This is a genomic window from Weizmannia acidilactici (genome assembly GCF_008974225.1).
GTDB classification, from domain to species: domain Bacteria; phylum Bacillota; class Bacilli; order Bacillales; family Bacillaceae_C; genus Weizmannia; species Weizmannia acidilactici.
This window is the reverse complement of record NZ_BKZR01000013.1, coordinates 62,729-77,551: the sequence shown is the minus strand read 5'-3', so window position 1 is coordinate 77,551 and position 14,823 is coordinate 62,729. Positions and strand designations below refer to the sequence as shown.

Below are 14,823 nucleotides of genomic sequence, written 5' to 3'. Positions count from 1 at the left end.
CTTCAAGTTCAATCATTTGAAAGATCGAACCGCGATTCCCTATAATGAATAAAGGGAATAAATCGCAATTTTCCCATTAAACGCGCAGAACGGAACGCCGGGTTTCCGCATCAGCCGTTCCACGGCTTTCGGCGACCGTCTATGCGGCAACATCTCTATAAAGGAGTGAGCGGAGTTGGAATTTGTGAAGATCACAGGCACGGATATCACCGCCTCGCGCATCGGCCTCGGAACATGGGCCATCGGCGGTTGGATGTGGGGCGGAACCGACGAAAGGCAGTCGATCCTTACCATTCATGCGGCGTTGGATAAGGGGATCAACCTCATCGACACGGCCCCGGCATACGGCCAGGGAAGATCCGAAGAAATCGTCGGCAAAGCTCTTAAAGAATACGGCCGGCGCGATGAGATCGTCATCGCCACGAAAACAGGTCTTGACTGGGTCGGTGAAACCGTCTTCCGCAACGGCACGAAAGCCAGAATAAAAAAAGAAGCCGAGGATTCCCTGAAGCGGCTCCAGACCGATTACATCGACATCTACCAAGTGCATTGGCCGGATCCTTTAACCCCGATCGAGGAAACGGCCGAAGCGATGCATGAGCTGTACAAAGAAGGAAAAATCCGGGCGATCGGCGTCAGCAATTTCTCCCCGGAACAAATGGATCGCTTTAAATCCGCGGCGCCGCTGCATACGGTGCAACCGCCCTACAACTTGTTCGAACGCGGCATTGAAAAAGACATTTTGCCGTACTGCCAGCAGCACGGTCTCACAACGCTCCTTTACGGCAGCCTTTGCCGCGGATTGTTGACCGGCAAAATGAGCAAAGAGCGCGTATTCACGGGCGACGACTTGCGCAACACGGATCCGAAATTCCAAGAACCCCGTTACAGCCAATATTTGGACGCCGTGGCCGCTTTGGAAAAACTGGCCAAGGAGCGGTTCGGCAAATCCGTTTTGGCGCTCGCCGTCCGCTGGGTCTTGGACCAACCGGGCGCCAGCATCGCGCTGTGGGGCGCGCGCCGTCCCGATCAAGTCGAACCCGTGAATGATCTCTTCGATTTTACATTGGATGAACAAACGAAAAAGGACATCGACGCCATCATCGCCACCCATGTCAAAGACCCGGTCGGCTCCGAATTCATGGCGCCCCCGGACCGCGAACAAGTGTCTGATCTGCTCAAAACCAAACAAGAATGAACGCCTCACTCCTCGTCTATTAAAAAAGGTCCGGCCAACTTCGACGGCCCGCCATCCCGTTGAACAGTGCCGTGGGAACGATGGCTACACCGGAAGGCGAAACAAAGCTGGAGGCGTTCATCGCGTATATCACGAATCATAAAGAAGCGTTACGGGATTATAAAGCGTGGCTCGAAGCGCAAGGGATAGACACGCACAGGCTGTGCACGATGGGGGCTTCGGAAGGCTTGATGAGCCAATTTGCGGCTCGCCTCAAACAGGGGCGCAGTTGGAGTGCAGCCGGTGTAGAGGCGATGACCCAATGGATAATTGCCGACAAGGATCGGTTGGAGGTCAAAACGTGGTTTGGGCAATGGGTGCCGAACCGTGAAACAAACGGTTCGGGTCGTAAGGCTCTAGAGACCAAAACCCGTAAAAGGCTGACCAAGCAAATCGTAAATGATGTACGTGACAACATCCCCTATATGAAACAATCTTCAGGCACGATGATTCACCGCGCTTTGAAAGGGCTGATCGGTTTTTAAACATTTGAAGAGAGCTTACGCAAGAAGTCCAAGAAAATAGGAGAACGCTTTCAAATTGCATTGTACAAGAAAAGTGCCCACAAAAGCTTGACTGCATCGTTTTGAAATATAATGAATATTGAATGTTTACCGCCCGGCCTGAGCCGTGGCGGCGGGATACAGAAAAATTGCAAAAAAATATGGGAAAAACGGAGAAATTTTGTTACACTATAGATGTTTAAGAAAATTTCTAGTAGTTCGATATATTTTCTTACAATAACAAAAGGAGGGAAAGTTACTGCTGTTTTTATTTATAACACACGAATAAAAGGAGGATTTTTTTCATGCGGATTGGTGTGCCAAAAGAAATTAAAAACAATGAAAGCCGTGTAGCGATGACCCCTGCCGGTGTGGTAACTTTAACAAAAGCGGGGCATGAAGTGTTTATCGAAAAAAATGCAGGCCTCGCTTCGGGATTCAGCGACGAAGAATATGTGAAAGCCGGCGCGCATATTGTGGAGACCGCAGAAGATGCCTGGTCGTTTGATATGGTCATGAAGGTGAAAGAACCGGTGGAAAGCGAGTACCGGTATTTCCGTGAAGGCCTGATCCTATTTACATATCTGCATCTTGCCGCAGCGCCGGGGCTGACGGAAGAACTAACGAAAAACAAAGTGATTGGCATTGCTTATGAGACTGTGCAGCTTCCAAACGGTTCGCTTCCTTTGCTGACGCCGATGAGCGAAGTCGCAGGCAGAATGGCACCGCAGATTGGTGCGCAATTCCTTGAAAAAAATAATGGCGGGAAAGGGATTTTGCTTTCCGGCGTCCCTGGTGTGAGAAGGGGAAAGATTGCCATTATCGGCGGCGGGGTTGCCGGGACAAATGCGGCAAAAGTGGCGGTCGGCCTAGGTGCGGGTGTAACGGTTGTGGAATTAAATCCGGACCGCCTGCGCCAGCTTGACGATATTTTCGGCAGTGAAATTACGACGCTGATGTCCAATCCGTACAATATTGCGGAAGCGGTAAAAGAAGCTGACCTCGTCATCGGTTCTGTCCTTATTCCGGGCGCGAAAACGCCTAAACTGGTGACGGAAGAGATGGTCAAATCGATGCAGCCCGGTTCGGTTATTGTGGATATTGCCGTCGACCAGGGCGGCAGCTTTGAAACAACCGATCATGCGACAACACATGACGACCCTGTTTATATCAAACATGATGTTGTCCATTATGCGGTGGCCAACATCCCGGGCGCGGTTGCCCGTACATCTACCATCGCACTCACCAATGTGACTGTTCCGTATGCGGTCGAAATTGCAAATAAAGGGTATAAGGCTGCGGTTTTGGAAAATGAAGCGCTGTTAAAAGGCGTCAATACGCTGGAAGGGCAGGTCACTTATAAAGCGGTGGCCTACTCGCTCAACTTGCCGTATGTGGAAGTGAAATCCATCTTAAAATAAGGTATCATGCCCGGCTTCCGTTGATGTATGCCAATTGCTGCATTCAGCTGGCGGAGCTTGAACCATTGAAAAAAGCACAAGCGGCGAGGTGCCCGCTTGTGCTTTTTCCCTTTATACATATTGCAGCATTTTCGGATATTTTGTCAGTACTTCGGCGCCGTTTTCCGTGATGCAAACATCATCTTCAATACGCACGCCGGCAACACCCGGTACATAAATCCCCGGTTCGATCGTGAATACCATGCCTTCCCGCAGCACGAGTTCATTTGTAATGGTTACGGACGGGTATTCGTGGATGCTGATGCCGAGCCCGTGCCCGAGCCGGTGTGTAAAATATTCGCCGTAGCCGGCATCATGAATAATGCTGCGCGCAATCTGGTCGAGTTCTTTTGCTTTCACGCCCGGTTTTGCCGCTTTTACTGCCGCTTCTTCTGCTTTTAACACCGTTTCGTAAATACGGATTTGCTCTTCGTTAAGTTCCCCGAAAGCAACGGTCCGCGTAATATCGGAGCAATAGCCTTTATGGACAACACCGAGGTCAAAAAGGATCAAGTTTCCTTTTTCAATTTTGTTCAAACCGGGCACGCCATGCGGGGAGGCTGCCTTAGCGCCCGCCAATACGGTGGTGGCAAAGCTCATTTCGGAAATGCCTTTTTGCTTCATCGCATATTCAATGGCCGCCACGATTTCAAGTTCGGTTTTTCCTTCTTTGATCTCATGGATACCTGTTTCTACGGCCAAATCGGCAAAAGCGGCTGCTTCCCTCAAAATCTGCCGCTCTTTTTTATCTTTGATGAGGCGCATTGTCCGCAGCTTTTCTTCTGCTGCAACAAATGTTGCACCGCTGAACCTCTGCTTGAGCGCTTCGTACCGTTCCACATTCAAATGCTCTTTTTCAATTGCAAACGTATGTACATCCTTGATCCGCCCGTGCACTTTTTTGGCAAACAAATCCCACGGGTTATCTGTATCCCGGATGTCAAGAATGTCATATTCCCAGCCGGCGTTTTTGGCATCATTTTTTTCCATCGCAGGACAGACAAGAAACGGTTCTTTTTCCCGGAAAACGGCAACGCCGAGCAGCCGTTCATGCGGATCGCTGCGGAAGCCGCTTAAGTAAAAGACATTATCGGTTGAAGTAATGAAGGCGGCATCGATATTTTCCACATTCAGCCATTCCATCAGTTGTGTTAAACGCTGATTCATTTTGTTCATCTCCTCCGTAAGACTATTACCAGCATAGCAAAAAACTGGATAGGATGCTATACACGGAATGCTTCAGGCAGGATTTACGGCTTCAAAAAAGAATATAATGGAAGTGGACAAACTTTAAAAGGAGTGGAGACACATGAAAGTTTCTTTTCACGGCCATTCTATTGTAAAAGTGGAAGCGGGCGGGAAAACGATTTTGTTTGACCCGTTTATTACCGGCAACAGCCAAACCGATTTGAAAGTGGAAGAAGAGAGTCCGGATGTCATCATTTTGACCCACGGGCACGGCGACCATATCGGCGACACCGAGGCACTTGCCAAGAAAAAGAATGCGCTCGTCATCGCCAATAATGAAATTGCCCGTTATTTAGGATGGAAAGGGTTGAACACGCATCCGCTCCATATCGGCGGATCGTACCAATTTGATTTTGGAAGGGTGAAACTGACGCAGGCTTTCCACGGCTCGGCGGTTGAGGATGACGACAAGAAGGAAATGATATATCTCGGGATGCCGACAGGGGTGCTTTTGATGGCGGAAGGCAAAACGATTTACCATGCCGGGGATACCGGCCTGTTCTCCGATATGAAGTTAATCGGTGAAAGGCACCCGATCGACATTGCTTTTCTTCCGATTGGCGACAATTTCACGATGGGGCCAGAAGATGCGGCGGTTGCGGCTAAATTTTTGCAGGCGAAAACAGTCGTGCCGATCCATTACAACACGTTCCCGCTCATTCAGCAGGATCCGCAGAAATTCATTGATTTGCTCGACGGCCAAAACGGTAAAATTATGAAAGCCGGGGATGCGATCGAGTTATAATTTTCAAAAAGCTTTCCATTGCACAATCATCCTGTGCAGGGAGAGCTTTTTTGTTGCGGTGCATATTGCTTGCTGAAAATTTATTTCATTTATATAATGTCTTTGTGTTTTTCGCCGATCATACTTATCATCCGTTTGGCTTAAATATTTGGACATCAGGAGGAAATATAAATGGCGGATGTTTTATTCATCAAAGCAAATGACCGCAGCGCGGACCAATCTGTAACAGTAAAAATGTATGAAACATTTTTAAAGACATATAAAGAAGCCAATCCAAATGATCAAATCACGGAACTAGACTTATTTAAGGAAGAACTCCCGTATTACGGAAATACTGCAATTATGGGCCTTTTTAAACAGGGCCAGGGACTTGCACAGACTCCGGAAGAAAAGAAAATGGCGGAACTTGTCGGCCGTTATTTGGATCAGTTTTTAGCGGCCGATAAGGTCGTTATGGCTTTTCCAATGTGGAACTTCACCGTGCCGGCGCCGATGATTACTTATATTTCTTATTTGGCGCAAGCAGGCAAAACATTTAAGTATACAGCTGAAGGCCCGGTTGGTTTAGTAGGGGATAAAAAGATCGCGCTTCTTAGTGCGCGCGGCGGCATCTATTCTGTTGCACCGGCCAGCAGCGCTGAAATGGCAATGAATTATGTTAAAAATATACTGAATTGGTGGGGAATCCAAAATCCGGTAGAAATCATTATCGAAGGGCATAATCAATTTCCTGAGAAATCCGCCCAAATTATCGCGGACGGTTTAGAGGCGACAACAAAAGCAGCTGCACAGTTTTAACTGGCAGCCGGGCATTTTTTCGGCGGTTTGCGGGCGCTGAAGCTGCGGCGGTTAACCGTTGAAGGCAATGCCCGGCTTTTTTGTTGTGAAGGAAAAGTACTGCATTGCGATTCAACCCTTTTTCCATCTATAATAGAAATATATACGTATAATCTGCCTAAAAAGATACATAAGGATTGACGATAAAGCGGGACAAATACGAAAAGAAAGAGGGTGAAGCGTTTGGCAACGAAGCATGAACAGATCCTGCAGTACATCAATCAGCTTCCGATCGGGGAAAAAATATCGGTCCGCCAGATTGCCAAAGCTTTAAATGTGAGCGAAGGGACCGCATACCGCGCGATTAAAGATGCCGAAATCAAAGGGTATGTCAGCACGATTGAACGGGTCGGCACCATCCGGATTGAACAGAAGAAAAAAGAAAACATAGAAAAACTCACATTCTCGGAAGTGGTGAATATCATTGACGGACAAGTGCTGGGCGGAAGATCCGGACTGCATAAAACCCTCACAAAATTCGTGATCGGTGCAATGGAGCTTGAAGCGATGTCAAAGTACACGGAAGCAGGCAGTTTATTAATTGTCGGGAACCGTGTGGACGCGCATGAACTGGCTTTAAGAACGGGAGCCGCCGTCCTGATTACCGGCGGATTCGATACGGAAGAATATGTGAAGAAAATTGCAGACGAAAAAGCCTTGCCGATTATTTCGACAAGTTATGATACGTTTACGGTTGCGACGATGATCAACCGGGCTGTGTATGATCAGCTGATTAAAAAGGAAATTATTTTAGTCGAAGATATTTTAACGCCCATTGAAAGAACGGCTTATTTATATACGACAGACACCGTCCAGGACTGGTACCGGAAAAAGAGGGAAACGGAGCATTCGCGGTTTCCCGTGGTCGACCGCAATTTAAAAGTTGTCGGCATCATCACAGCGAAGGATATTATGGAAACCGACAACAGCTTAAGCATTGAAAAAGTCATGACGAAAAACCCGATTACGGTCGGCGAAAAAACGAGCGTTACATCGGTTGCACATATGATGATTTGGGAAGGAATTGAAATTTTGCCGGTTGTGGATGATTTTAACCGGCTGAAAGGGATCGTCAGCCGTCAGGATGTGTTAAAAGAACTGCAAATGACACAAAGGCAGCCGCAGGTCGGGGAAACCATCGACAATATTGTGACAACGCAGCTGGATGCCTCTTCCTCCAAAACGGAAGATCCGGACAATTACCAGTTTGAAGTGACGCCGCAAATGACGAACCCGTTGGGGACGATTTCATACGGCGTTTTCACCACGCTCGTCTACGAAGTGGCCAATCGGTTTTTACGCTCGCGAAAAAAAGGCGATATCATCATTGAAAGTTTGACCATCTATTTTATCAAACCGGTCCAACTGGAAAGCACCATCCAGGTTGTCCCGAAAATTTTGGACTCCGGCCGGAAATTTGCCAAAATCGATGTTGAAGTCTTCAGCCGCGGCAGCCTTGTCGGCAAAGCTCTGCTCATGTGCCAGCTCATTGAAAGGTAATAAGAAAGCGTAGGGCGCTCGCTTATTGGAGTAAGAACTTCCGAGCCCCCGAACTGAGATAAAGGAAACACGGCGAGGGAGCGGGAAATTCACTAGCCGATAGCGCCATGAGCTGGGCTAAAGAAAAGCGTAGGGCGGCCTTCATCCGGCCTCCGCTCATTGCGCGGAACGGATCCCATTTTTTTCTTTTTCCATATACGGCCCGTAAAAGCGCAATCTTTTATAGCCGCCGGAAACATTAAAGAGCCCGAGCGCCATAAAAACAGAAGCAATGACGTATGTGATGCCGGTATGATACAAAAAGAGCTCGTTTAAGCCGAACAGGAAGATAAAGGATCCGAGCGCCATATTGGCTTTTGCGGAAACATACTTTTTTTCAATTGTCAAAGGGGTGCGCACATATTTTATTTTAAAATAAATGTAGAAACAAAGGGACGCAAAAATCAGGGCAGCAAGCAGCGGCATGAATCCACCTCCGAAAAAATACTGTCAGTATTTTTCTTCTATTTTATAAAATTGAAAAAGAGAATTCCATACAAAACTGTCAGGAAATGAGGAAGAAGATGAAATCAGAAATTTTATACACCATCCAGCAGTATGAAACGATCATTGTTCACCGCCATGTGCGCCCGGATCCGGATGCTTACGGATCCCAGGGGGGCCTTGCGGAAATATTGAAAGCATCTTTTCCAGATAAAAAGATTTATCTGGCCGGGGACAATGAACCAGGCCTTGCCTATTTAAACAGGATGGACAATATCCCTGACGAAACATACCGGGGTGCGCTCGTGATTGTCTGCGATACTGCAAACCGGGAGCGGATCAGCGATCAACGTTACAATCTCGGGGAAAAATTGATCAAAATCGACCATCACCCGAACCATGATGCATATGGCGACCTCCAGTGGGTGGATGAAGAAGCATCGTCGGTCAGCGAAATGATTTACGAGTTTTATTTGTCCGGAAAAGAGAAGGGGCTACGCATGACGGATGCAGCGGCAAGGCTCATTTTTGCCGGTATTGTGGGCGATACCGGAAGATTTTTATACCCGAGCGCGACCGAAAAAACATTTGATTACGCTGGGGAGCTGATCCGTTATAATTTTGACCGGACGGCGCTTTTCAACCAGATGTATGAGGTCGAGCCGGATGTCATCAAGCTTCAGGGGTATATCTACCAAAATCTTGAGATCCTCGAACATGGCGCGGCAGTCGTGGTGCTGAAAAAAGATTTGATCCAAAAATTCGGGGTGCCGCCGCGGGATGCTTCTCAGCTGGTCAGCACACTTGGGGACATAAAAGGACTGAAGGCGTGGTGCTTCTTTATTGAAGAAGACGACCAAATCCGGCTCCGGTTCCGTTCCAAGGGCCCTGTGATCAATGAGCTAGCCCGCAAGTATAACGGCGGCGGCCATCCGCTTGCGGCGGGTGCAACCGTATATTCGTGGGATGTGGTCGAAGCCGTGAAGCAGGATTTGATCCAACTGTGCAAAGAAGGCTAGAAAAGAAGGCAGATACGGTGGAATGCTGTTCTGCCTTTCCTTTTAATCCGCCAGCTCTAAATGAAGATGGACCCGGATCGTGGAGTAAAAAAGGATGTCCTGCACTTTGAACGTATAGCGGCGGTGGTTGATCTTAATCGTTTTATTTTCAAGCATCCGAATGATTAATTCTTTGTTCAAATAGGCGGTTTTTAAATTCTTGGCAATCAGCGGGCTCAAATCATGCTTAATATCTTCTTCCGCTTCAAAAATGCTTTGCGAATCTTGGATGTCGTATTTTTCATAGTTGCTGATTTTCACATCGATGCTTTGGATGGTCAGGAGCTTTTCATTTTTTTGGTTAAGCTTTTTATAATCTTCCTGCCAGATCGCTTTTTCCTGCTGCAGATCCCGGATCGTTTTTTCCTGCCGCTCAATGATCTGTGCCTGCCTTTCCTGCATTACACCGAACATATAAAGAAAAATCAGCCAGCTGATGCAGCCGCCGACAATAAACCCGGCCATAAAACGCTGCCAGCTCGGTTTCCGGTACAAAGGCGGAATTCTCATAGCACATTCTCCTGGGTAATCCATGATATAATGAGGGCTGCCGTTTTGGCGCCGCCCATGGCCGACAGGATCAGTAATAACTGCTTGAACAGCACCATTGTTTCGCTTTCCAAAAATCCTTTTTCAAAACTGTAGACGGTATCGAACGTCCCGCCGATTGCGGCAATGATCGCCCAAATCCGCAGGCCCCTTGCGATTTTCGAGATTTCCGTCAAAAGCGGCTCGCCCGTAATGAATGAAGCCAGTCCCCCGATCAACGTCCCGCCGAGCATGACCCCGAATGCGATAAAATAACTGTTAAAAAATGCGGGAAAAAATCCTTCGCTCAACCGAACCATCCCCATTTGTTCTTCATTACTAACAAATATATGGGACAACATGCGCACTTATGTAAGCGAACATACCTTCTTTTTTGTCTGCCGTAAAACATGTATAATAAAAAACATACATAGGTGCGGAAAAATGATTTGAAAAGGCGGTGGAAAAATGGGTTTTGTCCATTTGCAGGTTTCAACGGCATTCAGCCTGCTGGAAAGCACTGTCTCCATCCCGAAATGGGCTGCATATGCCAAACAGCTTCAGTATGATACGCTGGCCATTACAGACCGGAACACGATGTACGGGGTTTTTTCTTTTTACAAGATGTGCCGGGAAAACGACATAAAGCCCATTATCGGCTTAACGGCAGATGTGATGGGCAGCTTTGAGCAGGATAAAGCGTACCCGCTTGTTTTGCTTGCGAAAAATAATATAGGCTACCAAAATCTATTAAAAATATCAAGCGTGATCCAAACCAGGACCGAGCCCGGCATTTTAACGAAATGGCTCCGTTCTTACAGTGAAGGTTTATTTGCCCTCACGCCCGGTTTGGAAGGGGAGATTGAGCAGGCATTCCTGCGCGGCGATGCGGATCGGGCGGAAGAAATCGCCCTCCGATACCGGGAACTTTTTGGGCCGGATTTCTATCTTTCTCTGCAAAATCACGGGACAGAGCAAGAGCAAATGGTGCTCCGCGAAATGCACAAGCTTTCCAAAAAGCTGAACGTGCCGGAAGTTGTCACTTCAAACGTCAAGTATTTGAAAAAAGAAGATGCATTCGGACATGAATGCCTGCTCGCAATCAAAGCGGGGATGAAGCTGTCCGATGAGAACCGGCCGCGGCTTTCAAGCCATGAATACGACTTTAAGCCGCGGGACGAAATGGAGAGGCTTTTTTCGGGCTATCCGGAGGCGCTGGAAAATACTGAAAAAATCGCGCACGCATGCCATGTTGAAATCAAAACGGGGCAGCGGCTGCTGCCGAAATTCCCCGTTGAAAACGGGAAGACGGCAGATGAATTTTTGGAAGCCATGTGCCGGAAAGGGCTTTTGGAGCGTGTGCCGGATCCGTCAAGCGAATATTTTGGGCGCCTCGAATATGAATTAAAAATCATTAAAGAAATGCAGTTCAGCGATTATTTCCTTATTGTCTGGGATTTTATGAAATACGCAAGGGAGCACCATATTTTGACAGGCCCGGGGCGGGGTTCCGCAGCCGGCTCTTTGGTCGCATACGTCCTCAAAATTACCGATGTCGACCCGATCCGCTACGGGCTTTTGTTTGAGCGGTTTTTAAATCCGGAACGGGTTTCGATGCCGGATATCGATTCCGATTTTCCGGATCACCGGCGTGATGAGATGATCCGTTATGTGGCGGGAAAATACGGCAGGCAACATGTCGCACAGATCATCACCTTCGGCACATTTGCCGCGAAAGCAGCAGCCCGCGATGTTGCCCGGATTTTCGGTTTGGAAGCAAAAGAGCTGGAACAGTTGTCACGCCTTATCCCGTCCCAGCCCGGCATGACGCTGCAAAAGGCGTATGAAGTGTCCACCCCGCTCCGGGAATGGATCGGGCAGTCGGAACGGAACCGGAAGCTTTTCCAAACGGCGCTGCTGATCGAGGGACTCCCGCGCCACGTTTCGACCCACGCGGCAGGCGTCATTATCAGCAGGGAGCCGCTTGCCAACGTGATCCCGGTCCAAGAAGGACATGACGGCATTTTTTTAACACAGTATCCGATGAATCACCTCGAAGAAATTGGGCTGTTGAAAATGGATTTTCTCGGTTTAAGGAATTTGACCATCCTGGAACATATCCTTTCAGGCATTGAAAAAGGGACAGGCAAAAAAATCCATCTGCAGGATCTGCAGCTTGATGATGCGGAAACGTTCCGGCTTTTAAGCTCCGGGAATACTACGGGCGTTTTCCAGCTCGAGTCGGACGGCATGCGGAAAGTATTGCAAAAACTGAAGCCAACCGAATTTGAAGATATTGTCGCCGTCAATGCCCTCTACAGGCCGGGTCCGATGGAAAACATCACGGTTTATATTGAACGGAAGCACGGTTTAAAGCCGGTTGAATACCCGCATGATGATCTGAAGCCGATTTTGGAAAAAACGTACGGCGTCATTGTTTACCAGGAACAAATCATGCAGATTGCCTCCAGGATGGCTGGATTCACGCTCGGAGAAGCAGATTTGCTGCGGCGGGCGGTCAGCAAGAAGAAAAAAGATGTTTTGGATGAAGAAAGGCTGCATTTTATAAATGGAGCCCGAAAAAAAGGATATGAGGAAAAAACGGCGAATACTATTTATGATTTTATCGTCCGCTTCGCCAATTACGGTTTTAACCGCAGCCATGCCGTTGCCTACAGCATGATCGCTTACCAGCTCGCTTACTTAAAAGCGCATTATCCGCTTTATTTTATGGCGAGTTTGCTTTCAAGCGTGATCGGAAACGAGGACAAAATCGCCCAGTATATCCGGGAAGCGCAGCTGATGGGCATCCGGATTTTGCCGCCGTCCATCCAGCACAGCCGTTATCCGTTTTCGGTTGAAAAAGGCGCCATCCGTTACAGTTTAGCCGCGATTAAAGGGATCGGATATGCATCGATCAAAGAACTGATTCGGGAACGGAAACACCGCCCGTTTAAAAGTTTATTTGACCTCGTCCTGCGTGTAAGAGGATTGAACAGGAAAATTTTAGAGGCTTTTACGTTATCGGGAGCCCTGGATGAATTTGGAAAAGACAGGGCCGTGCTGCTCGCCAGCATTGACATCGCCCTTGAACACGCGGAAATCATGAAGCCGCAGGAAGAGCAGGAGGATTTGTTCCTTGATGATGAAATGTTCCGGATTGAACCGAACTATGTGGAGACAGAGCCGATTTCCTTGATGGATAAACTTGCATTTGAAAAACAGTATTTGGGTTTGTATTTGTCCGGGCATCCGGCTAAACAGTACCGCCCGGAATGGGAAAAAGCAAATGTCCTCCCTGTCGGGGATCTCCGGGTCGGCATGCGGAAAATCCTGGCCGGCGCGTATATTGCTGATATCAGGACGATCCGTACGAAAACCGGCGGCCTCATGGCTTTTCTTCACATGAATGATGAAACGGGTGATATCGAGTGCGTCGTATTTCCGGATGTATTTAAAAAATACAGCCCGTTATGCCAAAAAGACGTGATTGTCGTTGTTGAAGGCAATGTTGAAACCAGAAAAGGAAAAATTCAAGTCATTGCCCAAAAGCTTTATGAGGCCGGAAAATTCCATGGGGAAAATACGCAAACCTTATACATGAAAATCCCCGCACTTCCGAATAAAAATACAATGCTCATGCAGGTAAAACGGGTGCTTGGCGCTTTTCCGGGGCATTCCCCTGTCATCCTTTATTACGAGGGCGAACACAGGACCATCCGGCTGCCGGAAAAAAACTGGGTCCGGCCTGATCAAGCATGCCTGGCAAAACTGGAACAGCTGCTCGGCGAAGGGAATGTCATTTTGAAATAAGTTTTTCTCAAAAGAATAAATATGTTATATTGTTTAATAGGCTTGTTAAAAAGAAAAGCACATAATGTTCCATTGTGCAGTTTAGAATGGGGAGTGAGGTTCATGTCATTGCGCGAAGAAGCATTACATATGCACCGCGAACATAAAGGGAAACTCGAATCCAAATCGAAGGTCACTGTCAAAAATGCAAAAGACTTAAGTTTAGCCTATTCGCCCGGTGTAGCTGAGCCTTGTAAGATGATATACGACAAGCCGGAAACAGTGTATGAATATACGATGAAAGGCAATATGGTCGCGGTCGTCACGGACGGCACCGCTGTCCTCGGGCTTGGCAATATCGGGCCGGAAGCCGCACTCCCGGTAATGGAAGGAAAATCAATTTTGTTTAAAAGCTTTGCCGGCGTGGATGCCTTCCCGATTTGCTTGAACACGACGGAGATTGACGAAATTGTCGGGACCGTTAAACGGTTGGAACCGGTTTTCGGCGGCGTCAATTTGGAAGATATTGCCGCTCCGAACTGCTTTGTCATTGAAGAAAAACTAAAGAAAGAAATGAATATACCTGTATTCCACGATGATCAGCATGGTACGGCGATCGTAACGGCTGCCGGGCTTGTGAACGCTTTGAAGCTTGTCGGTAAGCAAATGTCTGAAATTAAAGTTGTGGCGAGCGGCGCGGGCGCTGCAGGCATTGCCATTATTAAGCTGCTTTACCACTTCGGCGTCCGGGATATCATTATGTGCGATTCAAAAGGCGCGATTTACGAAGGGCGGCCGTACGGCATGAATAAGGTAAAATCCGAGGTGGCCAAATATACGAACCACAATAAACAGAAGGGCACACTGGCAGATGTGATCAAAGATGCGGATGTCTTTATCGGCGTTTCGGTTGAGGGGGCCCTTACGAAAGAAATGGTCCAATCGATGAAGCAGGATCCGATTATTTTTGCGATGGCGAACCCGAACCCGGAAATTATGCCGGAAGACGCTAAAGCGGCAGGAGCAAAAGTCATTGGCACGGGCCGCTCCGATTTTCCGAACCAGGTCAACAATGTGCTTGCCTTCCCGGGCATTTTCAGAGGCGCTTTGGATGTGCGCGCCACCCATATCAATGAAAAAATGAAACAAGCTGCCGTTCATGCGATTGCCGGATTAATAGAAGAGCATGAGCTGAATGCGGATTATGTCATTCCGCGCCCGTTTGATCCGCGTGTTGCCCCGGCTGTTGCTGCTGCCGTCGCCAAAGCGGCTATGGAAACCGGCGTTGCCCGCATCCAGGTGGATCCGGAAGAAATCCGCAAAAAAACGATGCAGCTCTCCGAAATTGGGAAATAAAGGGAAATGCGGATGCGGGAAAGCCGCCTTTTTGCCGGTGCACAAGAAATACAAAATGCCGGCCCATCCGGCATTA

The 14,823-nt window shown here is 48.1% G+C and carries 13 protein-coding genes; 9 read left to right on the top strand and 4 right to left on the bottom strand.

What is annotated here, in order from left to right; all coding sequences use genetic code 11:
* The first annotated feature begins 175 nt into the window (after window positions 1-175).
* From GBH70_RS06805 to ald, 3 genes are all read left to right on the top strand, one after another.
* Window positions 176-1,198, top strand: a complete 1,023-nt coding sequence (locus GBH70_RS06805; RefSeq protein ID WP_151680336.1) for an aldo/keto reductase — start codon at window positions 176-178, stop codon at window positions 1,196-1,198.
* Window positions 1,199-1,269: 71 nt separating this feature from the next.
* Window positions 1,270-1,722 carry a UPF0236 family transposase-like protein gene (locus GBH70_RS06800; protein WP_259373271.1) on the top strand — a complete coding sequence of 151 codons (453 nt, stop codon included), beginning with the start codon at window positions 1,270-1,272 and terminating at the stop codon, window positions 1,720-1,722.
* Window positions 1,723-2,045: 323 nt separating this feature from the next.
* Window positions 2,046-3,161, top strand: coding sequence for an alanine dehydrogenase (ald, locus tag GBH70_RS06795; RefSeq protein WP_151680334.1), 1,116 nt, complete (start codon window positions 2,046-2,048; stop codon window positions 3,159-3,161).
* Window positions 3,162-3,272: 111 nt separating this feature from the next.
* Here the strand turns inward: ald and GBH70_RS06790 are convergent, their stop codons facing one another.
* Complete coding sequence (locus tag GBH70_RS06790) at window positions 3,273-4,367, bottom strand: M24 family metallopeptidase (RefSeq protein ID WP_151680333.1); 1,095 nt, start codon at window positions 4,365-4,367, stop codon at window positions 3,273-3,275.
* Between the two features lie 142 nt (window positions 4,368-4,509).
* Here GBH70_RS06790 and GBH70_RS06785 point away from each other — a divergent pair, with 142 nt between their 5' ends.
* From GBH70_RS06785 to GBH70_RS06775, 3 genes are all read left to right on the top strand, one after another.
* Entirely contained in the window at window positions 4,510-5,193 is a 684-nt protein-coding gene (locus tag GBH70_RS06785; RefSeq protein WP_151680332.1) for a metal-dependent hydrolase, read from the top strand.
* 171 nt (window positions 5,194-5,364) lie between these two features.
* Window positions 5,365-5,991 (top strand): FMN-dependent NADH-azoreductase, encoded by a 627-nt coding sequence (locus GBH70_RS06780; RefSeq protein WP_151680331.1) that lies wholly within the window; start codon window positions 5,365-5,367, stop codon window positions 5,989-5,991.
* A gap of 222 nt (window positions 5,992-6,213) precedes the next feature.
* Window positions 6,214-7,530 carry a CBS domain-containing protein gene (locus GBH70_RS06775; protein ID WP_151680330.1) on the top strand — a complete coding sequence of 439 codons (1,317 nt, stop codon included), beginning with the start codon at window positions 6,214-6,216 and terminating at the stop codon, window positions 7,528-7,530.
* A gap of 156 nt (window positions 7,531-7,686) precedes the next feature.
* On the opposite strand, the gene GBH70_RS06770 is transcribed toward GBH70_RS06775, so the two are convergent.
* The gene (locus tag GBH70_RS06770; protein WP_151680329.1) at window positions 7,687-7,995 is read right to left on the bottom strand and encodes a YtpI family protein; all 309 of its coding nucleotides are present in this window, start codon (window positions 7,993-7,995) and stop codon (window positions 7,687-7,689) included.
* 98 nt (window positions 7,996-8,093) lie between these two features.
* Here GBH70_RS06770 and GBH70_RS06765 point away from each other — a divergent pair, with 98 nt between their 5' ends.
* A complete protein-coding gene (locus GBH70_RS06765; protein ID WP_151680328.1) occupies window positions 8,094-9,032 on the top strand; it encodes a DHH family phosphoesterase in 939 nt (312 codons plus the stop codon).
* Window positions 9,033-9,074: 42 nt separating this feature from the next.
* Here GBH70_RS06765 and ytrI read toward each other — a convergent pair whose 3' ends face one another.
* Together ytrI and ytrH are read right to left on the bottom strand one after the other, a co-directional pair.
* Entirely contained in the window at window positions 9,075-9,581 is a 507-nt protein-coding gene (ytrI, locus tag GBH70_RS06760; protein ID WP_151680327.1) for a sporulation membrane protein YtrI, read from the bottom strand.
* Complete coding sequence (gene ytrH, locus GBH70_RS06755; RefSeq protein ID WP_151680326.1) at window positions 9,578-9,910, bottom strand: sporulation membrane protein YtrH; 333 nt, start codon at window positions 9,908-9,910, stop codon at window positions 9,578-9,580. The genes ytrI and ytrH overlap by 4 nt, the downstream gene beginning before the upstream one ends.
* A 157-nt stretch (window positions 9,911-10,067) precedes the next feature.
* Between ytrH and dnaE the strand changes: the two genes are divergently transcribed.
* A complete protein-coding gene (dnaE, locus tag GBH70_RS06750; protein WP_151680325.1) occupies window positions 10,068-13,412 on the top strand; it encodes a DNA polymerase III subunit alpha in 3,345 nt (1,114 codons plus the stop codon).
* A 102-nt stretch (window positions 13,413-13,514) separates the two neighbouring features.
* Window positions 13,515-14,747, top strand: coding sequence for an NADP-dependent malic enzyme (ystJ, locus tag GBH70_RS06745; protein ID WP_151680324.1), 1,233 nt, complete (start codon window positions 13,515-13,517; stop codon window positions 14,745-14,747).
* Window positions 14,748-14,823: the final 76 nt, after the last annotated feature.

Coding starts and splice junctions, on each gene's coding strand:
- ald (WP_151680334.1), top strand. CDS start 2,046: ATGCGGATTGGTGTGCCAAAAGAAATTAAAAACAATGAAAGCCGTGTA.
- GBH70_RS06790 (WP_151680333.1), bottom strand. CDS start 4,367: ATGAATCAGCGTTTAACACAACTGATGGAATGGCTGAATGTGGAAAAT.
- GBH70_RS06785 (WP_151680332.1), top strand. CDS start 4,510: ATGAAAGTTTCTTTTCACGGCCATTCTATTGTAAAAGTGGAAGCGGGC.
- GBH70_RS06780 (WP_151680331.1), top strand. CDS start 5,365: ATGGCGGATGTTTTATTCATCAAAGCAAATGACCGCAGCGCGGACCAA.
- GBH70_RS06770 (WP_151680329.1), bottom strand. CDS start 7,995: ATGCCGCTGCTTGCTGCCCTGATTTTTGCGTCCCTTTGTTTCTACATT.
- GBH70_RS06765 (WP_151680328.1), top strand. CDS start 8,094: ATGAAATCAGAAATTTTATACACCATCCAGCAGTATGAAACGATCATT.
- ytrI (WP_151680327.1), bottom strand. CDS start 9,581: ATGAGAATTCCGCCTTTGTACCGGAAACCGAGCTGGCAGCGTTTTATG.
- dnaE (WP_151680325.1), top strand. CDS start 10,068: ATGGGTTTTGTCCATTTGCAGGTTTCAACGGCATTCAGCCTGCTGGAA.
- ystJ (WP_151680324.1), top strand. CDS start 13,515: ATGTCATTGCGCGAAGAAGCATTACATATGCACCGCGAACATAAAGGG.